General features: G+C 42.0%; 22 protein-coding genes and 1 pseudogene. 10 read left to right on the forward strand and 13 right to left on the reverse strand.

The window, feature by feature from the left end:
- Positions 1 to 269 (forward strand): annotated as a pseudogene (locus tag L3V41_RS18225) (elongation factor Tu); the annotation flags it as partial.
- 76 nt (positions 270 to 345) lie between these two features.
- On the opposite strand, the gene L3V41_RS18230 reads toward L3V41_RS18225, so the two are convergent.
- The 7 genes from L3V41_RS18230 to L3V41_RS18260 all read right to left on the reverse strand — a co-directional run bounded on the left by L3V41_RS18230 (position 346) and on the right by L3V41_RS18260 (position 6,676).
- On the reverse strand, positions 346 to 1,221 hold the full coding sequence (locus tag L3V41_RS18230; protein ID WP_237128256.1) for a hypothetical protein: 876 nt from the start codon (positions 1,219 to 1,221) through the stop codon (positions 346 to 348).
- A 124-nt stretch (positions 1,222 to 1,345) separates the two neighbouring features.
- Positions 1,346 to 2,539: a dipeptidase gene (locus tag L3V41_RS18235; protein WP_193987976.1), complete on the reverse strand. Its 1,194-nt coding sequence runs from the start codon at positions 2,537 to 2,539 to the stop codon at positions 1,346 to 1,348.
- Positions 2,540 to 2,598: 59 nt separating this feature from the next.
- Positions 2,599 to 2,856, reverse strand: a complete 258-nt coding sequence (locus L3V41_RS18240) for a YheU family protein (protein ID WP_062568381.1) — start codon at positions 2,854 to 2,856, stop codon at positions 2,599 to 2,601.
- Positions 2,853 to 3,833 (reverse strand): hydrolase, encoded by a 981-nt coding sequence (locus L3V41_RS18245; RefSeq protein ID WP_062568380.1) that lies wholly within the window; start codon positions 3,831 to 3,833, stop codon positions 2,853 to 2,855. The genes L3V41_RS18240 and L3V41_RS18245 overlap by 4 nt, the downstream gene beginning before the upstream one ends.
- 142 nt (positions 3,834 to 3,975) lie before the next feature.
- Positions 3,976 to 4,116 (reverse strand): DUF3149 domain-containing protein, encoded by a 141-nt coding sequence (locus L3V41_RS18250; RefSeq protein ID WP_074989877.1) that lies wholly within the window; start codon positions 4,114 to 4,116, stop codon positions 3,976 to 3,978.
- A gap of 237 nt (positions 4,117 to 4,353) precedes the next feature.
- Positions 4,354 to 4,770: a TIGR02444 family protein gene (locus L3V41_RS18255; RefSeq protein WP_062568379.1), complete on the reverse strand. Its 417-nt coding sequence runs from the start codon at positions 4,768 to 4,770 to the stop codon at positions 4,354 to 4,356.
- Positions 4,757 to 6,676 carry an ATP-binding cassette domain-containing protein gene (locus L3V41_RS18260; protein ID WP_062568378.1) on the reverse strand — a complete coding sequence of 640 codons (1,920 nt, stop codon included), beginning with the start codon at positions 6,674 to 6,676 and terminating at the stop codon, positions 4,757 to 4,759. Before L3V41_RS18260 ends, L3V41_RS18255 begins: the two co-directional genes overlap by 14 nt.
- A gap of 129 nt (positions 6,677 to 6,805) precedes the next feature.
- On the opposite strand from L3V41_RS18260, the gene L3V41_RS18265 reads away from it, so the two are divergent.
- Entirely contained in the window at positions 6,806 to 7,009 is a 204-nt protein-coding gene (locus L3V41_RS18265) for a YheV family putative zinc ribbon protein (protein ID WP_062568377.1), read from the forward strand.
- A gap of 19 nt (positions 7,010 to 7,028) precedes the next feature.
- On the opposite strand, the gene L3V41_RS18270 is transcribed toward L3V41_RS18265, so the two are convergent.
- Complete coding sequence (locus L3V41_RS18270; RefSeq protein WP_062568376.1) at positions 7,029 to 7,241, reverse strand: SlyX family protein; 213 nt, start codon at positions 7,239 to 7,241, stop codon at positions 7,029 to 7,031.
- Positions 7,228 to 8,226 (reverse strand): hypothetical protein, encoded by a 999-nt coding sequence (locus L3V41_RS18275; protein ID WP_062568375.1) that lies wholly within the window; start codon positions 8,224 to 8,226, stop codon positions 7,228 to 7,230. The genes L3V41_RS18270 and L3V41_RS18275 overlap by 14 nt, the downstream gene beginning before the upstream one ends.
- A gap of 203 nt (positions 8,227 to 8,429) precedes the next feature.
- Here L3V41_RS18275 and fkpA point away from each other — a divergent pair, with 203 nt between their 5' ends.
- Positions 8,430 to 9,185 carry an FKBP-type peptidyl-prolyl cis-trans isomerase gene (fkpA, locus tag L3V41_RS18280; RefSeq protein ID WP_062568374.1) on the forward strand — a complete coding sequence of 252 codons (756 nt, stop codon included), beginning with the start codon at positions 8,430 to 8,432 and terminating at the stop codon, positions 9,183 to 9,185.
- A gap of 54 nt (positions 9,186 to 9,239) precedes the next feature.
- On the opposite strand, the gene L3V41_RS18285 is transcribed toward fkpA, so the two are convergent.
- Positions 9,240 to 10,286, reverse strand: coding sequence for an LD-carboxypeptidase (locus L3V41_RS18285; protein WP_193987974.1), 1,047 nt, complete (start codon positions 10,284 to 10,286; stop codon positions 9,240 to 9,242).
- Positions 10,287 to 10,432: 146 nt separating this feature from the next.
- On the reverse strand, positions 10,433 to 10,903 hold the full coding sequence (locus L3V41_RS18290; protein ID WP_062568372.1) for an Rsd/AlgQ family anti-sigma factor: 471 nt from the start codon (positions 10,901 to 10,903) through the stop codon (positions 10,433 to 10,435).
- A gap of 607 nt (positions 10,904 to 11,510) precedes the next feature.
- Between L3V41_RS18290 and hemE the strand changes: the two genes are divergently transcribed.
- Positions 11,511 to 12,575 (forward strand): uroporphyrinogen decarboxylase, encoded by a 1,065-nt coding sequence (hemE, locus tag L3V41_RS18295; RefSeq protein WP_130149201.1) that lies wholly within the window; start codon positions 11,511 to 11,513, stop codon positions 12,573 to 12,575.
- Positions 12,576 to 12,621: 46 nt separating this feature from the next.
- Here hemE and sthA read toward each other — a convergent pair whose 3' ends face one another.
- Together sthA and L3V41_RS18305 are read right to left on the reverse strand one after the other, a co-directional pair.
- Positions 12,622 to 14,052 carry a Si-specific NAD(P)(+) transhydrogenase gene (gene sthA / locus L3V41_RS18300; protein ID WP_062568370.1) on the reverse strand — a complete coding sequence of 477 codons (1,431 nt, stop codon included), beginning with the start codon at positions 14,050 to 14,052 and terminating at the stop codon, positions 12,622 to 12,624.
- Between the two features lie 13 nt (positions 14,053 to 14,065).
- Positions 14,066 to 15,199, reverse strand: a complete 1,134-nt coding sequence (locus L3V41_RS18305; protein ID WP_237128291.1) for a fatty acid desaturase — start codon at positions 15,197 to 15,199, stop codon at positions 14,066 to 14,068.
- A gap of 116 nt (positions 15,200 to 15,315) precedes the next feature.
- Here L3V41_RS18305 and fabR point away from each other — a divergent pair, with 116 nt between their 5' ends.
- The 6 genes from fabR (at position 15,316) to L3V41_RS18335 (ending at position 22,081) form a co-directional block, all read left to right on the forward strand.
- Positions 15,316 to 15,942, forward strand: a complete 627-nt coding sequence (gene fabR, locus L3V41_RS18310; protein ID WP_062568368.1) for an HTH-type transcriptional repressor FabR — start codon at positions 15,316 to 15,318, stop codon at positions 15,940 to 15,942.
- 362 nt (positions 15,943 to 16,304) lie between these two features.
- A complete protein-coding gene (leuA, locus tag L3V41_RS18315) occupies positions 16,305 to 17,852 on the forward strand; it encodes a 2-isopropylmalate synthase (RefSeq protein WP_237114575.1) in 1,548 nt (515 codons plus the stop codon).
- The gene (gene leuB, locus L3V41_RS18320; protein ID WP_062568366.1) at positions 17,849 to 18,925 is read left to right on the forward strand and encodes a 3-isopropylmalate dehydrogenase; all 1,077 of its coding nucleotides are present in this window, start codon (positions 17,849 to 17,851) and stop codon (positions 18,923 to 18,925) included. Before leuA ends, leuB begins: the two co-directional genes overlap by 4 nt.
- Positions 18,926 to 18,983: 58 nt before the next feature.
- The gene (gene leuC, locus L3V41_RS18325) at positions 18,984 to 20,384 is read left to right on the forward strand and encodes a 3-isopropylmalate dehydratase large subunit (protein ID WP_237128257.1); all 1,401 of its coding nucleotides are present in this window, start codon (positions 18,984 to 18,986) and stop codon (positions 20,382 to 20,384) included.
- Positions 20,384 to 20,983, forward strand: coding sequence for a 3-isopropylmalate dehydratase small subunit (leuD, locus tag L3V41_RS18330; protein WP_237114573.1), 600 nt, complete (start codon positions 20,384 to 20,386; stop codon positions 20,981 to 20,983). Before leuC ends, leuD begins: the two co-directional genes overlap by 1 nt.
- A 111-nt stretch (positions 20,984 to 21,094) precedes the next feature.
- Positions 21,095 to 22,081 (forward strand): SRPBCC family protein, encoded by a 987-nt coding sequence (locus L3V41_RS18335; RefSeq protein WP_062568363.1) that lies wholly within the window; start codon positions 21,095 to 21,097, stop codon positions 22,079 to 22,081.
- Positions 22,082 to 22,132 lie beyond the last annotated feature (51 nt).

Genomic DNA, 22,132 nt, shown 5'->3' on the forward strand with positions numbered 1-22,132 from the left:
CTTCAGAAGTATACGTACTTTCTAAAGATGAAGGTGGTCGTCACACGCCATTCTTCAAAGGTTACCGTCCACAGTTCTACTTCCGTACAACTGACGTAACAGGTGACGTACAGTTACCAGACGGCGTTGAAATGGTAATGCCTGGTGACAACATCAAGATGACTGTAGAGCTAATCGCTCCAATCGCGATGGACGAAGGTTTACGCTTCGCTATCCGTGAAGGTGGCCGTACAGTTGGTGCTGGTGTTGTAGCTACTATCGTTGAGTAATATCAACAGATAGAGCTTCACAGCTCATAAAAAGGTCGCTTAGGCGGCCTTTTTTAATGCCCAAAGAAAGTTTTGGCTACTGCTCGATAAATTTATTGAGTTCATCTCTTAAGTGCGAGGGTTTGAGATTATTAGTCATAGCATTCGCCACTTTACTATCACCATTGGATTCTAGCATATGGATGCGCTGTGCCAGAGTCGTCGCTAATTGGGTTTTTCCTAGCTGCTTGGCACGGAAAAATTGCGCCACCAACGCACTTGCTGAAAGATTTTTAACGTACTCATTCGCATCATTTAATAATAGCTTTTGAAAATAGTCGGCTAGTTTAGGTGAAACTGCATCTAAATGAGATAAATTCTCCAATGTTTGAATGCGTATCTTAGGCTCGTTTGTATACTCACTGATACTTATCATGGCATCAATGGCCAAAGACTCCTGTGTATCATCCAAGTCTCGTCTCAGCATACCTAAGGTCATTTTGAGTTGTCCATAAGCTGCTAGGCGATCATCGTCGGTATTACTCATGTTTAATAACGCTGTAAATGCATCATTAATCGATTTATTCGCATAGTTCGGATCGGCTTTTATACGCTGTCGATAATCTTCAGGTAAATGTCGGAACCAATTTACGGAAGGATTTCTTTTCGTTGCTTCTGCGATACGTGCTTTTTCACGCTCTTCGATGACTTGTTTTACTTTTGATTCGATAAGCGAAGGCTCAATCGTGGGCGTTCTATTTTCAAGCTCGTTAATACGTGTCTCTAAGTCAAGAATATAACCATGTAGAGCAACGAGGTTTTCTCTATCTTGTTTGGGAATAATTGAATCATCGATAGTAAAGGGAAGTGAGCTAGGAGCACGTTGCTTATCTACACTGAAATGGTTGTAAACCGTTAGTCCAAGCGCAGTGCTTGCCAAAACAAGTGCAATATTTCCTTGCCAAGTCGACATATCACATCATCCAAGTTGCTTTGTAATACCAGCAGATTAAAACAGGCAATTAGTATTATCAATCACTTGTATTGATAAAAACAAAAAGCGCAGTGAGTACTGCGCTTTGATTGGTGATTAAAAATTAGTGCGCTTTTGCATACGCTTCAGCTTGTTGCCAAACACGTAGCATATTGCCACTTAGAATCTTTTTAATATCTTTATCGCTGTAGCCTCTATCCATAAGCCCTTGAACAAGGTTAGGGTAGCTTGCTACATCTTTTAAGCCAGTAGGTAGAGAGTCGCCTACACCATCGTAGTCAGAGCCAATACCAACATAATCAATACCAATGAGCTCAACGACATGGTCGATGTGATCTAGCACCTGCTCAAGGCTTGCATAAGGGAATGGGTTTTTAGCACGATAAGCTGCGTCAAAATCTTTGCTTAGCTTAGTACCGTCTTTTTTCTTATCGGCTTTTGCTGATTTTAGTTGGTCATACCAAGAGCCAGCTTGTGCTGTTACAAAGCTTGAACCAAAGTTGATTTGAATAACGCCGCCATTCTTTTTCAGCGCTAATAGCATGTCATCATTCATATTACGCTCAAAGCCAGGCGTATATTTACGAAGTGAAGAGTGTGATGCAATCACAGGGACTTTTGAAATTTCCATTACTTGATAAAATGCATCATCAGAAATATGTGAAACATCTACCAACATACCTATGTTGTTCATTTCTTTAACCAGTTCTTTACCGAATGGGCTCAGGCCTTTCCATTTACGGCGGATATCATAAGATGAGTCAGAAATGTGGTTGCTCTGTGAGTGTGCAAGGGTGATGTAACGTACACCACGATCATAAAAATGCTTAAGGTTTTTCATCTCACCTTCAATCGGCGAGCCGTTTTCCATACCCATTGCAATCGACATTTTGCCTTGTTTAAACTGCGCTTTGATATCGGCGGTTGAATCTGCAATAGCAAACTTATCAGGAGCACGTTGCACAATGGCTTCCATACTATCAATCAGCTGATTAGCAAGTTGGTAGCTTTTCCCTTTGCCTTCAAATTCTAGGTTTGCAGGAATATAAATCGACATAAAAGGAGCGTTTAAACCTCCTTGTACTGCGCGTGGGTAGTCAAAATCGCCGTCATCGGTGGCTTTTGTTACATCAGCCCACTTATTATGAATGCGATAAGGAACATCGATATGGGTGTCGATTAAAATAGTGTCTTTTGCCAGTTTTATGGCTTTGTCTGATGCAGTAGCCTGTTCAGCGTGTGCTTGGCTAATTAAAGCCAGCGAAACGGCGGCAACCAATGAGCTTAGTTTTTTCATTTTTAATGGCTCTTTAAGTTAAAAAGCCATTGTGAAGGGTTACAGTATAACTTACAAGTTTAGTCGTTAAACGACGCCTGATACTCAGGATCAGCTTGCAGAGCAATGAATTCAGCTTTCGATATTATTGTTACCGATTCATGTAACTCAGAAAAAAACACCATCGCTTCACCACTTTTAAGCTGTTGATGAACCTGCGCAACTTTATTTTCAATACTTACCTCTTGCTCACCATAATCGGTGCCTTCACGTAGCACATAGCTTTCAATTAAGTTATATAGCGTGTCTTTATCAATTTGTTCATGAGGGATGATCATAACTGCTCTTTTTTAACGATCTGTGTGAAGTAGCTAGGCACTATGTGCTCTAACCAATAAACAGGCTTAAATGGGTTATTACCACTAATAAAGCCTACGTGTCCGCCTTTATCTGACACCCGCAGAGTAACATAGTCACTGACATCTGTACCATTAGGTACTGCTTTAACTGATAGCATGGGGTCATCTTTAGCATGTACGATTAAAGTCGGTGTCGCGATTGTTTTTAGATAAGGTTTAGCACTGGCTTGTTGATAATAATCTTCTGCCCCTGAAAAGCCATGTAAGGGGGCGGTCAGCATGTCGTCAAACTGCCATAAGTCATTAATCGACTTTAACTTTTCAGGTGTTAGATTTATTTGTTGCTGAATTTGTGGCAACTTTCTTTGCATTGATTTTTTCATGCGATCAAGCAGGTATTTTTGGTATATCTTGCACAAACTTTTACGAATAATTTCACACGAGGCAGACAAGTCAAATGGCGCCGATACTACCGCAGCGCCAGTTAAGTGTGAGGATTGGCCTTGTTCACCTAAGTATTTAGCTAAGACATTGCCACCTAAAGAAAAACCGACGGCAAATAATGGGCGAGAAGGAAATTTGCCTTTCAAATAATTAATAAAAAAGCGCAGGTCTTCAGTTTCACCACTATGATAGGCACGAGCCAATCGATTAACTTCCCGTGAGCAGTTGCGAAAATGCATAAGCACAACCGCAAACCCTTGCTGCTTTAGTTTTTTCATCATGCCTTTGGCATAAAAGCTATTTATATTGCCTTCAAGCCCGTGCAATACAATTGCCAGTGGTGCGTGGTCATTGTGGGGTTGTGCCCATGCAAGCTCTAAGAAATCACCATCTGGAGTGTTGAGTGTCGATAAGTTGTAACGTGTTTTATGAAAAGGGCGAAAAAAGCGCGGCATTATGGTTTGTAAATGACGATTGCGCATCCACCACGCAGGTTTAAACTCAGGTAACATAGTTGACACTTTAAAGACAAAACAAGCGCCTATTGTAGCAAGTTTTTGCTTTTTTAGAACAGTTTAACGATTTTGGCTTATGCAAATAAAAAGCCCCTAAACAATAAAATTGGATAGGGGCTTTGTGCGTCGTGCTTAATTCTTACTTAGGAACTTCAGCGTCGTGTACTTTTTTAATGAAATACCCGACGTAAAAAAGGCATAAAACGATAACAACTGCCAAAATGCCAAATGACATAAATAAGACTGGGTCGCTAAAAAAATCTCTAAAGAATACGTTCATGGTTGTGCCTCCTAATGTCTATGGGTTAATCATAGGCTGGCTTGGCATAGCCTGACATGATCCAGATCAAGCTATTTTCCTGAAGCTACACAAGGCGATTTAGAAGTTGATTTGGATCAAGTTTACTGAGTCTAAGTTATTAGTACTCGCCTTTATTCGAGCGAGAGCGTTATTTTATTGCTGTGAAATTTTACGGGGTAAGGTAGTGGTGATATGAGTTGGGTTTGCTAATCACCTTTATCTTATATACAACTTTAAATTATCTGCTTTTGGGTTTGATGTAAGTGTGCAAGTATTCACGCTATCAATGAGCATTTGCTGCTGTTGTTTTTCGAGCTTGAGTTCTGCACTGAGTAATTCTTTACGAATTGTGGTGTAGTCAGCAATTTCGCTTTGATTAGCTTTTAGATAGGCGCGAGCCGTGCGTAGAGGTTTTAATACCTGCTGGTCAAACTCACCAATGCATAACTCAAGCTGATTAAGTTGAGATTCGTTTAAAGCAAGCTCAAGAGAATCTAAATAATAAAGCAACAAGCACACATTCACATTTTTGCCTTGCTGGTTTTGATAACCTAACAGCCGTGTTTGCATGCCTTCTTCATCATAAAGTCGACACGCAAACTGCCAAAATGCTTCGCTATTAAGCGGTTTCATCGGCGAAGGCCTGTTCTTTTTCTTCGAGTTCTTCCAGCGCCATCAATAATTCTTCTTCAACGGCATTTAGTTTTGGGGTTAACTCAGCTTGCTTTGCTAGTAACTTTGTTAGCTTCGCTTTATTGTCGTCATTATATAAATCATTGTCGCCGAGCGCAGTTTCAACTTCACTAAGCTCTGTTGCGTACTTATCGAGCTGCTTTTCAAGCGTGTCGATTTGTTTTTTTAATGGCTGCACTGACTTTCTAAACTCAGCTTCTAAGCGCTTTTGTTCCTTGCGGTTTACACTTGAATGAGCTTTTGTTGCATTGTCTTCTGGTGTTTTTGCCGCTTCTTTATTCGCATTGAGTAGCCACTGGTAATAAGCATCAAGGTCGTAGCCAAATTGCGTGACTTCGCCGTTATCAACAAGGTAATACTCATCGGCGGTATTTTTTAGCATATGGCGGTCGTGCGATACGGTAACCATCGCACCTTCAAATCCCTGTAGTGCCATGACAAGAGCATGTCGCATTTCTAAATCTAGGTGGTTGGTAGGCTCATCCAGTAAGAGTAAGTTAGGTTTTTGATATACCAACATAGCCAGCACTAAACGTGCTTTTTCACCCCCCGAAAATGGCGCAACTGGCTCAAGGGCTTTATCACCAATGAAGGCAAAGCCCCCTAAAAAGTCGCGCAGTGATTGCTCTGTTGCTTGCGGATTTAAACGTTGTAAATGCGTAACAGCACTGGCTGTTAAATCAAGAGACTCCAGTTGGTGCTGCGCAAAGTAACCAATATTTAAGCCTTGATGCTGGAACACTTCGCCCGCTTGTGGGTCAAGTTCACCTGCTAGCAGCTTGATAAGTGTAGACTTACCCGCACCATTTCGACCAAGCAGGGCAATACGGCTACCTGGTACTAGGTTTAGCTTAATACTATGTAGAATAGTGATGTCGCCATAGCCCGCTTTGGCTTGGTCGAGTGTCATCAAGGGGTTTGGCAGCGCAGTGGGGTCTGCAAATTCAAAATCGAAAGGGGAGTCGGCATGCGCAGGCGCTAGTTTTTCCATTCGCTCTAAGGCTTTTACGCGGCTTTGTGCTTGTTTTGCTTTACTGGCTTTAGCCTTAAAGCGTGTAATAAACTTTTCTAGATGAGCGATTTGTTCTTGTTGTTTTTCGAACATAGCTTGCTGTTGCAGTAAACGCTCCGCTTTTTGGCGTTCGAATTGCGAGTAGTGGCCTTTGTAAACATTAATTTTTTGCTGATCGATGTGCCAAATTTGATCAACCACCGCGTCTAAGAATTCACGGTCGTGAGAAATCAGTACTAGGGTGCCAGTATAGGCGCGTAAAAAGCGCTCTAACCAGTATACGGCATCGAGATCTAAGTGGTTGGTTGGTTCATCTAACAGCAATAAGTCAGCGTCACGAATAAGCGCTTGAGCCAAGTTTAGACGCATACGCCACCCACCTGAAAAGGCGCTGACAGGGTTGTCTATTTGCTCATTACTAAAACCTAAGCCATGTAGCAGTTCACCTGCTTTGGCTTCGATGCTATAACCTTGAATATGTTCAAGGCCGATATGCGCTTTGGCTTGTGCTGCGCCATCGTCATTTTTTTCAGCTTCTCGGAGTGCGATTCTGAGCGCATAATACTCAGGGTGGCCTTGCAAAACATAATCAAGCGCACTTATTTCCAGTGCCGGTGTTTCTTGTTTAACAGAGGCGATGGACCAATCTTTAGGGATGCTGCATTCACCCGCATCGAGCTGCAACTCAGACTTTAGCAAACTAAACAGTGTTGACTTACCACAACCATTAGCCCCAACAAGACCAACTTTATGTTCAGGGAAAAGTGTGGCGCTGGCTCCTTTAAGGAGTGCTTTACCACCACGAAGTAGTTCGATATCTGAGATTTGGATCATTGAAAAATACTATGCTGAGTCCTAGTTAAGTTGCGTTATCATAACACGGATCCTATAAGGCTTCGCAATCGTATCAAACAGAGAATTATTAGGCTAAAATAGCGGCCTACATGCCACGGGAGATCACTTATGAGACAAAAAAAACGCTTTATTGCTGGTGCGTCATGCCCAGAATGTGGGGCTATGGATACCATGATGCTTTATAAAGAGCATGATGTCGAAAAAGTGGAGTGTGTACAGTGTGGCCATAAAATGACCCAGCCAGAGAAAGCTGTGCAAGCTTCAACACGTCAATTTGAACAGGTAATTGGGGTATTTAAGCCGGGTGATTAACCCGGCCATTATTGTATGCTTAGTAATGTGGCGGAGGCGGCTCTTGTAACTGTGACATAAGAGAAGGCTGTTGCGCCTCTTTAATTTTTTCTGCGAGCAACTCGGTTTGGCGCTTCATTTTTGCCAATTGCTGTTGGTGCGCTTTAAGCTCATCATTCAATATTTCAATTGTTTCATCTTGAAAGGCGACTTTCGCTTCAAGTTCCATGAGACGATCTTCAATTGTATTCATTCGATTCTCTTAAATTAAAACTTTCAGCGAATCCGCTGGAGCTTTCGGTTAATAACGCTTGGTTGTTATCTGTAAACGCAACATCTAACACCACGGCTGATTTTGGGCGACTGCCTTCACGAGGGAGTACTTGCCACGTTTGTAATTTTTTACCAGAGTCCAGTTGCCATAAATCCACGAGTCGATTCGGTGAACCGGTTGCAATTAAGGTGCCTTGATCATTAAAGCGCACGGCGGTAAAAATTTTCTGACGCGCAATATACGCCAGTTTGCTAACAAGATCACCTGTAGTCAGTTGCCATACATTTGCTTGCTTCATACTATCTGCTGTAAATGCATATCGACCCTGTGGATCAAGCGCAACCTGAGTGACACGAGTCGGGTGATTAAAGCGGTGGATTACTTGCCCTGTGCGAGTATCCCAAAAGTAAGCTACGTAATCATTTGAGCCACTAATTGCATAGTGGCCATTGGGAGATAGATCAACAACGTTGACTTTTTCTTGATGACCGAGGAACTCTATACGCCTTCCGGTTTCTAAGTCGAGGTAAACGACTACACCGTCGGCGCGGCCATATAAAACGCTACGCCCTTGGTTACTTATGGCGATATCTCTAATTGTTGAGGCATGTATTTTATAGTAGCCCGTGTTTTCACCGGTGCTAATGTCCCATACTGCAAATGTGGACTTTTCAGCGGTGACTGCATGGCTATTGTCGTAAGAGATTGCCACTGTATGCACAAGGCTATCTTGAGCTTGTTGTTGAAACCATTGGTATTTTAATACCTGCTGTTGATTATCCCACAGCGCGACCCCATGGTGTATTGATGAGATCAAGCTGTATTTGCCATCATGCGAAAGAGCAGATGCAAACGCACCTTTAGCCGCATGTTCATATCGTTCAGCGGATTGCTCATGTTGCTCAGTGCACGCAACAACTAAGCCAAAGCTTAGTAGATATAAAAAAGTACGAAATATCGACATATTACAGGTATTTCCCCTTAACTCTTAGTGATTGAGAGGTTAGACTAGGGCTCGTTAAAAGCCAAGGTTGTTAGTCTAATCACTAGATTATGCGTTTGCATAAAGTTTAGTTATTAGACAAGCAGCCTACCATAATAGGTCGTTAACCTTTAACTAGTAATAATACAATAATTGACAACTGCAAAGTGTGTCGGAGATATAAAATGAGAAAGACGATTAAATTGTCATTGATTGCAGCGTCAGTTTTAGCGCTAACAGCTTGTAATCAAGAAGCAAAAAAAGAACAGCAAGCTGAAGTTAAACTAGAGACTGAAGCACAACAACAAGCCTACGGTATCGGTGCATCTGTTGGTAACTTCTTAAACCAAGATTTAGCTGATAAAAAAGAGCTAGGTATTGAGTTAGACGAAGCGCTATTAAAGCGTGGCTTTGAAGATGCCCTTGCTGGTAACGCTAAACTAGACGATGAAAAAATTCGTGAAGTGTTAACTGCACTTGATCAAAGTATGCGTACTAAGCAAGAAGAAAAAGCAAAAGTAGAAGCTGAAAAAAGCAAAGCTGAAGGTGAAAAGTTCTTAGCTGAAAACGCGAAGAAAGAAGGTGTTACTGTTACTGAGTCTGGCTTACAGTACGAAGTGATCACTGAAGGTGAAGGCGAAAAACCAGTAGCAACTGACGTTGTAAAAGTACATTACAAAGGTACTTTACTTGATGGCACTGAGTTTGATAGCTCATACTCACGTAACGAACCTACAACTTTCCCACTTAATCGTGTGATCCCAGGTTGGACTGAAGGTTTACAATTAATGCCAGTTGGCTCTAAATACAAGTTCACAATCCCATCTGAACTTGCATACGGCGAGCGTGATCTTGGTAAGATCCCTGCTAATTCAACATTGGTTTTTGAAGTAGAATTACTTGAAATCCAAGACGAAGAAAAAGCAGCTGCTGCAGAGTAATTTATTACTCAGAAGAAAAGGGCCTCATGGCCCTTTTTTTTGTACTTCACTCATCTAGCTAAATACAGTTTCCCTCATTTTTAGCGTACCCTTGTTAGCATCAAGTTCAATTAACGCACCCACAGGTAAAATAAATTGGCGTTTAATATGGCCTATCATTGCACCGCGATAAGCGGGAATGCCTAATGGTTTAATATAATCTGCAAAAATATCATCAAGTGTTAACGAGCCATAACCACGACTTGGCTTGCACTCATTACAATCACCAAATACAAAACCCGCAATCTTATCAAGTGCACCCATGAGCTTTAATGTGCTCATCATACGGTCAATTCGATACGGTGCTTCATCAATATCTTCTAAAAACAAAATGGCCCCGTTAAAGTCGGGAAGGTAATCAGAACCGGCCAAAGCGGTGAGTACTGTCAAGTTTCCACCGATTAAGCGACCCGTCGCCTTACCAGGTGTGATAGTTTGAGTCAGGTACTTGGTATTTACCAGCTCATCGTCTGCTTTGGGTAAATTTTGATAATGCATGTGCTTTCGTGCTTCGAACAGGCTTTTAAATTGCTCTACATGAAATGGATTCCATTCACTAGATGCGTTCGGACCATGAAAACTAATCATGCCAGTTTTGGCAAGCAGTGCGTTATGTAAAGCGGTGATATCTGAGTAGCCCATGAGCGGCTTAGGGTTGTTGCGGATCATGGTGTAGTCGAGCAAAGGTAAAATACGGGCTGCACCTGAACCACCACGCAAACAAAAAATAGCACTGACATCCGTATCGCTAAACAAGTTATTTAGATCGTTGGCTCGCATGGCATCTGTTCCAGCTAAATGCCCTCGTCTTGCCAGAATATTAGGCGCCAGCCTTGCTTTATAACCCAGTGCTTCAATCACCCCTTTTGCTAGTATGATGTCAGCATGTTCGGCGGTTGCCGCAGCAGGACTACAGACACCGATAGTGCCTCCCTTTGTAAGTGCTTTTGGCTTAATTAAAGTGTGGCCACTGCTATTCTGTGCGGCCATTAAGGGAGTTGATGTTAGGCTTGCACCTGCTGCAAGGATTGAAAGTGACTTTAAAAATGACCGTTTATGCATGGCGAACCTCATGTTTTTATAGTATGAGTATCGCATCTAAATATTTATTTCAAATATTTTTGTTTGGATGGAATAATTGATTCTTTAAAGGAAGGCAAAAAGAGGCATTCAGCAGAGAATTTACTCTCTGCTGCTGTGAAGTTGCACTAGCTAGTATGATTTGAATATAAGTTATCGATTAACTCATCTTCTAATTCAAAGCGTAGCTCAAGTGCTTCGCCTAGGGCAGATAAGTCTTTATCAAACTCATCCAGTAAATCATCTTTATCTACTTCAGCATATTTATCGTTAAAGTCGAGTGCGATGTCAGTTGTTTCTGAAATACGTGGATAAAGCGCACTGGCAAGCTTTTGGCTTTCTGGGCCTTTCTCTTCACATGCTTTTGCAATGTCATCGTAAATTTCAAAATGACCAGCAGATAAGTAGTCCATTAAAATTTGACAAAAATTTTGGATTTGTAGTTGATCTGGAAGGGCGTGATCTTTCTTTTCATACGGTGAAAAGCCCGCTATACGACAGAATAGCACAAGTAATTCTTGGCGCTCTGTGAGCCACTTATCGATAACAGAGTGGCTTCCACCCCATTTTTGTTGAGCTTTTTCCAAACGCGTCAGCATATTTCATCTCCTCGCTGAGTTGGTTTCCTTTTTATATAAAAAGGAAATATGACACAAAGATCAACTAATTCTTCGTGCTTAGTTACAACAAACTGTTAAAAGCCAACCTAGAAACACAAGACAGCATATTGTTATATGAAAATGCGTGTCGTAATAGGTTAGGTCAATTTTGCTTTAACAGCAGTGTATGGGAAATAATTAAAAACTACTAGTGTTAATTTTTAACGTTGAAAATACTGAGGTGATTGTATAAATCAATGATTCAGAAAAGAAAAAACCACCAAAATTGGTGGTTTAATTCTTTTTCTAGACTTGTTAAAACAAGCTTTCTTATTGTTATGGGAAGATTTTTGTTCTTATTGTTATAAGATTTTTATTATTGTTTTTGTTAACGCGGGATAAGTTATACCAAGCTTTTTTCTTTGTTGCAAATTTATTAATGAAAAGTTTTAAAAATATTTTTTTTCGTATAAAGCCTGTTCTGTTTGATGGAGTAAGTTTAAAAATCGTGATCTATATCTAGGCTTGGTTATCTATCCATAGTGGGTCGCGTAATATGGTGATACAATCACCAGCAAAATTTCATTCAGTTCTAGGACCTATACGCATGAGCGAATTAAAAAACGACCGTTATTTACGTGCACTACAAAAACAACCTGTTGATGTCACTCCGGTATGGATGATGCGCCAAGCTGGCCGTTATTTACCTGAGTACCGTGCTACACGTGCCCAAGCAGGCGACTTTATGAGTTTATGTAAAAACGCTGAACTTGCTTGTGAAGTAACGTTACAGCCTTTACGTCGTTATCCGCTTGATGCTGCAATTCTATTTAGTGATATTTTAACTATTCCAGATGCAATGGGCTTAGGTCTTTATTTTGAAACGGGTGAAGGTCCTAAATTTGAACGTCCGATTTCTTCTTTAGCTGATGTTAAAAAAATCCCAAATATCGATCCAACTGATGAGCTTGGTTATGTGATGAATGCGGTAAGCACGATTCGTCGCGAACTAAAAGGTGAAGTACCACTGATTGGTTTCTCTGGGTCACCTTGGACACTTGCCACATACATGGTTGAAGGTGGTAGCAGTAAAACATTCGGTAAAATCAAGAAAATGGCGTTTGCTGAGCCGCAAACACTGCACTTATTACTTGATAAATTAGCTGACTCAGTCATTGACTATTTAAACGCGCAAGTAAAAGCGGGTGCGCAATCGTTAATGGTATTTGACTCATGGGGTGGAGTATTAAGCCCACGTGATTACAATGAGTTTTCATTACAATACATGCATAAGATTGTTGATGGCTTAATTCGCGAGCATGATGGCCGTAAAGTGCCAGTGACGTTATTTACTAAAAATGGCGGTCAGTGGATTGAAGCAATCGCGGCGACGGGCTGTGATGCAGTAGGCTTAGATTGGACAATTAATATTGGTGATGCTAAGCGTCGTGTTGGTGATAAAGTAGCACTACAAGGTAACATGGACCCTGCCATGCTACATGGTACGCCTGAGCGTATTCGTCAAGAAGTCGCGACTATTCTAGAAGACTTTGGTACAGGCTCTGGTCATGTGTTCAACTTAGGTCACGGTATTACACCAGATGTTGACCCTGAAAATGCGGGTGTGTTTATTAACGCAGTGCATGAGTTCAGCGCTAAGTATCACAAATAAGCTAAAAGCGAATGACAAAAAAAGCCCGCATTAAGCGGGCTTTTTGTTACTTAAACAAACGATTTAAACCATTTAATGCCGCGACTCGGTAGGCTTCTGCCATGGTTGGGTAGTTAAACGTGGTATTCACAAAGTAATCAATGTTATTGCCGCCGTTCTTTTGTTCCATAATCGCTTGGCCGATATGAACGATTTCAGAGGCACGCTCGCCAAAGCAATGCACGCCGAGCACTTCCTTGGTATCAACATGGAATAAAATCTTTAAACTACCTACTTCAGTGCCTGCTATTTGTGCACGCGCTAAATGTTTAAATTGGGCACGACCCACTTCGTATGGAATTTTAGCTGCGGTGAGCTCTTGTTCGGTTTTACCCACTGAGCTCATTTCAGGAATAGTATAAATCCCTGCGGGTATATCAATAATCAATTTTTCTTCGCAGTTACCACAGGCAATAGCATCAGCGGCGATTCGGCCTTGATCAAATGCCGCACTAGCAAGGCTTGGATAGCCAATAACATCACCAACAGCATAAATGTTATCGACTTCTGTTTGGTAAGTTTCATTCACTTTTAGCTGGCCACGACCATCTGCTTTTAGGCCAATAGCATCAAGGTTTAATGTATCGGTGTTACCCGTTCGACCATTGGCAAATAAAATACAGTCTGCTTTAACTCGCTTGCCTGATTTTAAGTGCATCACAACACAATCATCGCGAGTTTCTACTCTATCAAATTCTTCGTTATGACGAATAACGATACCGCTGTTCCAAAAGTGATAGCTTAGTGCATCGGAAATTTCTGCATCCATAAAGGCGAGTAAGCGATCGCGGGTATTCACTAGGTCAACTTTTGCGCCTAAACCTTTAAAAATAGAGGCGTATTCACAGCCAATCACACCTGCACCATAAATCAGTACACGGTGTGGGTCATGTTCAAGGCCTAAAATCGTGTCACTGTCGTAAATACGTGCATGATTAAAGTCAACGCCAGGTGGACGATATGGGCGAGAGCCTGTAGCAATGACAATTGTTTGCGCGGTAAGTGTTTCGTGCGAACCATCAAGGTGTGTAATCTTTACTGTGTGCTTGTCAACAAACTCAGCATCACCTTGATACATATGAATGCGGTTACGGTCATAAAAGCTACTACGTAAACTTGACTGCTTAGATATGACATTACTAGCGTGACGCAAAATATCAGGAAAAGTGAGGCGGTTCGGACGTTCGCTGATATTAAACAAAGGGTTGGCTTTATATTCTATATAACGGCTTACTGAGTGACGTAAGGCTTTTGATGGAATAGTGCCCCAGTGAACACAACCGCCGCCTACTGCTTCTTGGCGCTCAATAACTGCGACTTTTTTGTTACTCTTTGAAAGGTTCATGGCGGTACCTTCACCGCCAGGACCTGTCCCTATGATAATCGCATCATATTGATAAGATGGAGTATCTTTTTGCTTTACTTGTTGTTTGGCCACAGCCGCTCCTATATTAACTAAAAGAGGCTTTTAATAACCTCGCATTTAGTGCAAGCCAAGCCTGCTTTTGGTTTTCCCAAGCGGCTTCAAGCTCATGATATTGTGTCATTAATGCTGATTTTTCGCATTGTTTCATCATGTTATTCTTTTTGATTTCTAACACGCGTTTTTGCAGGGCACAGAAGTGTTGCAGCTTTTTCAGCAGTAAATCGTACTCAGATTGTAATAATGTAAGCTTATCTTGCGCTAAAGGCAATTTTGCAAGACGGCCTTGGGTTTTATTCATCAAGGTTTCTGCTTTGGCTTTTTCAATGCGCTCAACCGGTGTACGTTTTAATTTTGATGCAAGACCGACAGATGCGAGCGTGCGGATCATCCACTTGGTTGGGTCATAGTGATACCATTTAATACCATTGCGATAGTCACTGGCAAAAATATGGTGGAAATTATGATAGCCTTCACCATAAGTGAATAACGCTAAAAAACCATTATCGCGTGCGGTATTTTTTTCGGTGTATGGGCGAGACCCCCATATATGGGCAACTGAATTGATAAAAAAGGTAAAATGCTGGCTTAATACTAAACGTAACAATCCTGCAAGTAGTAACATCCCCCACACATCACCGACCATTAACCCAAGCAAAAGAGGAATTCCAATATTGGTCGCTAACACTAATTTCATGTAGTGGCGGTGTTGCCACATAACGACTTTATTTTTCTGTAAGTCACGGCAATTACTATAATTTCCGTATTCCTCTCCTTGATAGTCTCGCAGCATCCAACCTATATGGCTGTACCAAAAGCCATTTGTTGCGGCATAAGGGTCTTTGATTGGATCATCAACTTGACCATGGTGAATACGGTGGTCGCTACTCCAGTGAAGCGCACTATTTTGCAGCGCAAATGCACCACCCAAGGCGAATATAACTTCAATTACAGGGTGTGCATCATAGGCTTTGTGTGCCCATAAACGGTGGTAACCCGCGGTGATAGATAATCCTGCGTAGAACATGCAAGCAACAAAAGCTATCCATTGCACTGTGGTGTATCCGTAACTAAATCCATACCAAGGAACAAGCGTAATGGCGGCCAAAAATGTCAGGCTAAAAAATAACACATTGGTCCAAATAATCGGTGGTTTTTTCATCATAATAAATCTCGGCGTACAGTTGTACGCTAAAATAGTGTTTCAAACTCTTCGCGTCAAGTATTAGACTGTCTCATTAACTTAAAAATCATTAAAAGTTCACCTTGGGAGTTTTCATGTCGGGTGTTAGAGCGCAACAGAAACAAAAAACACGACAAGCATTAATCGAAGCTGCATTTAATCAATTGAGTGCCGATCACAGCTTTTCTAATTTAAGTTTACGTGAAGTTGCTCGTGAAGCAGGGATTGCGCCAACCTCTTTTTATCGCCATTTTAAAGATATGAATGAACTTGGCTTGACCATGGTTGATGAAGCGGGGTTAACGCTTCGCCAGTTAATGCGCCAAGCCCGTCGGCGTATCGAAAGTGGTGGCAGTGTCATTACTACATCGATTGTTACTTTCATGGAATTTATTGATAACTCAAGTAACCAGTTCAGGTTGTTATTGCGTGAACGTTCGGGTACTTCAAAAGCGTTTCGTGCCGCGGTTGCTCGCGAGATAAAACATTTCATCTTGGAGCTTGCACATTACCTTGAAAGTGAAACGCCATGCGATGCCACCCATGCCTATATACAAGCGGAAGCGATGGTCACTTTAGTATTTAACGCAGGGGCAGAAGCGCTTGATATTGAAGGGCAGCAACGTGAAGAGTTGGTAGAACGTGTTATTTGGCAATTACGTTATATAGCCCGTGGTGCATTATTGTATGTTAGGGATAACGGTGGAAATGAAAAAAGTTAATCTAAGCAGGCCGTAAGCGTTACGTACTTTTTCTAACGACAACTAACCATTAAATTGTCATTTTTATCCTTTTTTTATTTGTTTTGTGAATTTTTATTTCTATATGTATGCCTTTGCATTGTGCTTAGTGAAAAAAATATGCTTGCAAGAGTGTGTGCTGGGTGTTAAAAATACAGCTCACTGAACACACATTTAGAAAATTAACATGCAAATGACACGTTTAATTACATTAACACTGAACCTCTTACTGCTTAAGCAAGTAGGTGGGGCTTAGTGTATTTGCATTTGTAAATATTATAAAACCCCGCAAACGCGGGGTTTTTTTTATCTCGCTAATGGGTCATTGGGAACGAGGACAGTTTATGAAAGATAAAGTTTGGATTTTTGATACAACGTTACGTGATGGTGAGCAAGCATTAAAAGCCAGCCTAACCGAAGACGACAAAATTCAGCTTGCGCATACCATTAGCCGCTTAAATGTGGATGTAATGGAAGTCGGTTTTCCGGTATCTAGTCCGGCAGACTTTCGCTCAGTACAGCGTATTGCAACTGAGGTGACAGGGCCAATTATTTGTGGCTTAGCACGTGCTGTAGCAAAAGATATTGAAGCTTGTGGTGAGGCACTTCGCCCTGCTGAGCAAGGCCGTATTCACACCTTTATAGCAACCAGTCCATTACACCTTGAACACAAATTACGAATGAGCTTAGACGATGCAACAGCGATGGCTGTTAAGTCGATTAAACTTGCGCGTAACTACACGGATGACGTCGAGTTTTCATGTGAAGATGCTGGTCGAACACCGCATTGGGATTTATGCCGCATCGTTGAAAGTGCCATTGATGCGGGTGCATCAACTATCAACTTACCTGACACCGTAGGTTATGTAACGCCAGACGAATACGCTGCGATGATCCACCACTTAATGAACAATGTGCCAAACATCGACAAGGCGCGTTTAAGTGTGCATTGCCACAACGATTTAGGTTTAGCGGTTGCGAACTCAATCGCTGCGGTGCAAGCCGGTGCTCGCCAAATCGAATGTACTATTAATGGTATTGGTGAGCGTGCAGGTAACTGCTCGCTTGAAGAAGTGGCGATGATCATGAAAATGCGTGAAGACCACTTAAAAGTTCACACTGACATTCGCAGTGAAGAAATTTACCGCGCTTCGCGCCAAGTCGCGAAGATTTGTAATATGCCAGTGCAACCAAACAAAGCCATTGTTGGTGAAAATGCCTTTGCACACAGCTCAGGTATTCACCAAGACGGCGTATTAAAAGCGCAAAATACTTACGAGATTATGTCGCCAGAAAGTGTCGGCGTACCCAATAACCAATTAAACATGACCTCGCGTTCCGGTCGTCATGTTATTGAGCATCGTTTAGAGGAGTTAGGCTATCAAAAATCGGATTACGATATGGATAGCTTGTACGCAAGCTTCTTAGCATTAGCAGACCAAAAAGGCACTGTCTATGACTACGACTTAGAAGCGATGATTTACTTTAATCAAATCAAAGATAAAGACGAGAAGTACCAACTTGAGTTTGTTAACTCTACGTCTAACTCGCAGTCAGTGGCGAGCTCAACAATCGGTATGACTATTGATGGCGAATCTAAGCAAGAGGCAGCGACAGGTAATGGTCCAGTTGAGGCATCATTCTTAGCAATTGAGCGCTTAACCGGTATGTCGGTTGAGATGATTGAATACAACTTAGAAGCAACAGGCCAAGGTGCCAGCTCACTAGGGCAAGTGAACATTATCGCTAAATATGATGGTCGCCCATATCACGGCGCGGGCATTGCAGCGGATGTGGTTGAAGCGTCAGTACGCGCCATGATCCGCGTTTATAACTTAATTTATCGTGCACAAAAAGTGTCTGATTTAAAACAACAGAGGAAAGCAGGATGAGTCAATCGAATTACAGTATCGCAGTATTAGCAGGCGACGGGATTGGTCCAGAAGTTATGGCAGCAGCAGAAACCGTCTTGGATGCTGTAAGCGAAAAATTTGGTTTTACTTTGACTCGTCATCACCACGCGATTGGTGGTGCTGCCATCGATGAGTTTGGTCAGGCACTGCCGCAAAGCACATTGAGCGCCTGCGAAAATGCTGATGCGATTTTATTTGGTTCGGTAGGCGGCCCTAAGTGGGAAAACTTACCACCGAACGAACAACCTGAGCGAGCGTCGCTGCTGCCACTGCGTAAGCATTTTGGTTTGTTCTGTAATTTACGCCCAGCACAATTATTACCTGCACTAAGTGCTGCATCACCGCTACGTGCAGATATCAGCGCACAAGGCTTTGATATCTTATGTGTGCGCGAGTTAACAGGCGGTATTTATTTTGGTGAAAAAGGCCGCAGTGGTGAAGGGGAGCAAGAAGCTGCTTTCGATACCCAAACATATTCACGTAAAGAAATTGAGCGTATCGCTCGTTTTGCCTTTGAAGCCGCTAAACTACGTAGCAATCATGTTACCTCGGTTGATAAAGCGAATGTGTTAGCGTCTAGTGTACTTTGGCGTGAAGTGGTCACTGAAGTGAGTAAAGACTACCCAGAAGTAAGCCTAGACTACATTTATGTTGATAACGCGGCGATGCAGTTAGTGAAACAGCCAAGCCAGTTTGATGTATTACTTTGCGATAATTTATTTGGCGACATTTTGTCTGATGAGTGCGCGATGATCACAGGCTCTATGGGCTTATTACCATCAGCGAGTTTAAATCAGTCTGGCTTTGGTTTATATGAGCCAGCGGGTGGCTCAGCACCTGATATTGCGGGTAAAGGGGTGGCAAACCCTATCGCACAAATTTTAAGTGCTGCGCTTATGCTGCGCTACTCATTAGGTCAAGATGAAGCGGCGCGTACCATTGAAAAAGCGGTAGCAGAAGCGGTTGAAGCCGGTGTTGGTACGCCAGATATCTACCCAAATGCAGGGTACACCACCAGTGATGTTGCTGCGGCAATTGTGGCACGTATTTAATTAAACATTGTTTACGCTGAGCTCGTCACTCAGCGTAACTAAAATGAGGGAATAGCAAGTGGCCCAAACCTTATACGATAAAATCTGGCAAGCTCATGTAGTCGCCAACATTAACGATCAAACTGATTTACTTTATATCGACCGTCATCTAGTTCATGAAGTTACTTCACCGCAAGCCTTTGCTGGTTTACGTGAGAAAAACCGTAAAGTACGTTGCCCAGAAAAAACCTTTGCGACTATGGACCATAATGTTTCAACAAAAAGTCGCTCATTAGATGCCGCCAGTGAAGTGTCGAAAAATCAATTAATGGCACTGGATGCAAACTGTAAAGAGTTTGGTATTCAACTTTATGATTTAAATTCGATTAATCAAGGTATTGTGCATGTAATGGGGCCTGAGCAGGGCATTACCTTACCGGGCACAACCATAGTGTGTGGTGACAGCCATACCTCTACCCATGGTGCATTTGGCGCACTAGCGCACGGTATTGGTACGTCAGAAGTTGAGCATGTTCTAGCCACTCAAACGTTACAGCAGAAAAAAGCCAAGTCGTTAAAAATTCAAATAAATGGTCGCCTACGTCCAACCGTTACTGCAAAAGATTTAATCATGGCAGTGATCGGTAAATTAGGCACTGCGGGTGGTACTGGCTATGTTGCGGAGTTTTGTGGTGAAGCAATTGAAGTGCTGTCTATGGAAGCGCGTATGACGCTTTGTAATATGAGTATTGAAATGGGTGCAAAAGCGGGGTTAATCGCGCCAGATCAAGCAACTTATGATTATTTAAAAGGTCGCCCATTTGCACCACAAGGTGCTGACTTTGATAATGCTGTTGCCTACTGGCAAACACTAAAAACGGATGAAGGCGCAGAGTTTGATCATGTTGTTGAATTGGAGGCTGCTGATATTCAACCGCAAATAACTTGGGGTACAAGCCCTGAGCAAGTGATTGGCGTCGATGAATTCATTCCAGACCCTGAGCAAGAACCAGATTTAATCAAAGCTGATGCAATCCGTAGCGCACTAAAATATATGGGCTTAAAAGCAGGCGATAAATTGTCTTCAGCAACTGTTGATACCGTGTTTATTGGCTCATGTACAAATAGCCGAATTGAAGATTTACGTGCTGCTGCGCAAATTGTAGAAGGTAAACAAGTTGCAGCGGGTGTTGAAGCACTGATTGTTCCTGGTTCTGGCCTTGTAAAAAAACAAGCCGAAGACGAAGGCCTTGCAGATATCTTCAAAGCAGCTGGCTTTGAATGGCGTGAACCAGGTTGTTCAATGTGCTTAGCAATGAATGATGATAGATTAGAAGCTGGTAAACGCTGTGCGTCGACCTCAAATCGTAACTTTGAAGGTCGCCAAGGTCGCGGTGGTCGCACTCACTTAGTGAGCCCAGCAATGGCAGCGGCAGCGGCAATTCATGGCCGTTTTGTTGATATCAGAGGAGAAGCCTAATGAGCGTATTTTTTAGTGGCTTAATGGCCCCGTTAGATAAAAACAATGTTGATACTGACCAAATTATTCCAAAGCAGTTTTTAACGTCGACCAGCCGTGATGGTTTTGATGCGGCGCTTTTTTACGATTGGCGTTATTTAGATAACGGCGAGCCAAACCCTGAGTTTATTTTGAATCGTCCTTGTTACCAAGGTGCGCAAATTCTTTTAACTCGCGACAACTTTGGTTGTGGTTCATCGCGCGAGCACGCGCCATGGGCATTAAAGCAATATGGTTTTGAAGTTATCTTAGCGGAAAGTTTTGCCGATATTTTCTTTAATAACTGCGGCAATAACCAAATGCTTGCTATCGCATTACCAGCAGAAACACTTGAGCAATTATTTGTGCTGAGTGAACAGCATGATGCTATTCATATCGAAGTTGATTTAGAAAACCAACAACTTCGTAGCGATAAGTTTGACACCATTCACTTTGATATTCGTCATGACATTAAAGAGCGTTTACTAAGTGGCTTGGACTTTATTGGTGTGACTGAAACACTTAACAGCCAAATTGATGCCTTTGAAACTAAGCTTAAAGCTGAGCGCCCTTGGCAATAAAAGGTTTTATTACATGTGGAACCTAAACGCGGCGAAAGTCGCGTTTTTATTTGTTTCTAAAAAAGAAAGTTGTTAATTTGGTTGGTAAAATAACGAAAACAACAAATAACTATGTGGCCTCTTTCTCCTAAATCTATCGGCATCTTGATGGGTGTTCTTTACGGCATCTGCATACGCATTTTTCTTGAAGTTAGCGGAACGTTTAATTTCGGTAGCCTTGTTACTATTTCGTTTATGTTTTTAGTGCCTGTTGCTATTGGGTTTATACGGGTACATTTTGAATACAATCAGCTGCCTGTGATGACATACGGAAGAATGGCAGTGATCGCTTGGCAGCCTATTTTTATCTTCTTATTTGTGAGTGTTATTACTCTTTTAGAGGGCAGCATCTGCGTTGCAATGGCACTCCCTGCATTTATGTTTTTTGCTAGTATTGGCGGTATGTTAGCAGGGCTCTGCCATCGACTTTGGGCAAAGAAAAGCAACAAAGCGGTGATGTCGGTAGCATTGCTGCCGTTAATTCTTTCTCCTTTAGAGTTCAACTTTTTACACCTATCGAAAACTTACGAAGTTAAAAATACGATTGTTATAAATGCGCCTGTTGACGTTGTGTGGCAACAATTGGCTAATGTTAGCCAAATTCACGAGGGCGAGTATCCGAGCTCATTTTCGCATTTAATTGGTATTCCAAGGCCAATTCGAGCTGATATGAGTGGGGATGGAGTCGGTGCAATAAGAACCAGTCAGTGGCAGAAAAATGTAGTATTTAAAGAAGTGATAACTGAGTGGCAGCCGAATGAGAAAATGCTTTATAAGTTTGATATAGACCCAGACTTAATTCCTGATAAGGCGCTGGATCAGCATGTGAAATTAGGTGGTGAATATTTTTCGCCGTTACATGGCGGTTATGAATTAGTTGCAAGTGGTAAGAATCAAACGCTGTTGAGCCTAAAAACGACTGTACTTGATAACACTAATTTTGGCATTTATTCACGAGTGTGGGGAGAGGTGATCTTTCAGGATTTTCACAAAGCTCTTCTGAAATTCATGAAATCGCGCGCTGAACATGACATACAACTAGCTACAAACCCATCGTAACTATTTTTAGACAAGCAGTTTATCGTGATTGTTTTCTTTATTAGCTTTAAA

Source organism: Pseudoalteromonas sp. L21 (assembly GCF_021728035.1).
GTDB lineage: Bacteria > Pseudomonadota > Gammaproteobacteria > Enterobacterales > Alteromonadaceae > Pseudoalteromonas > Pseudoalteromonas arabiensis.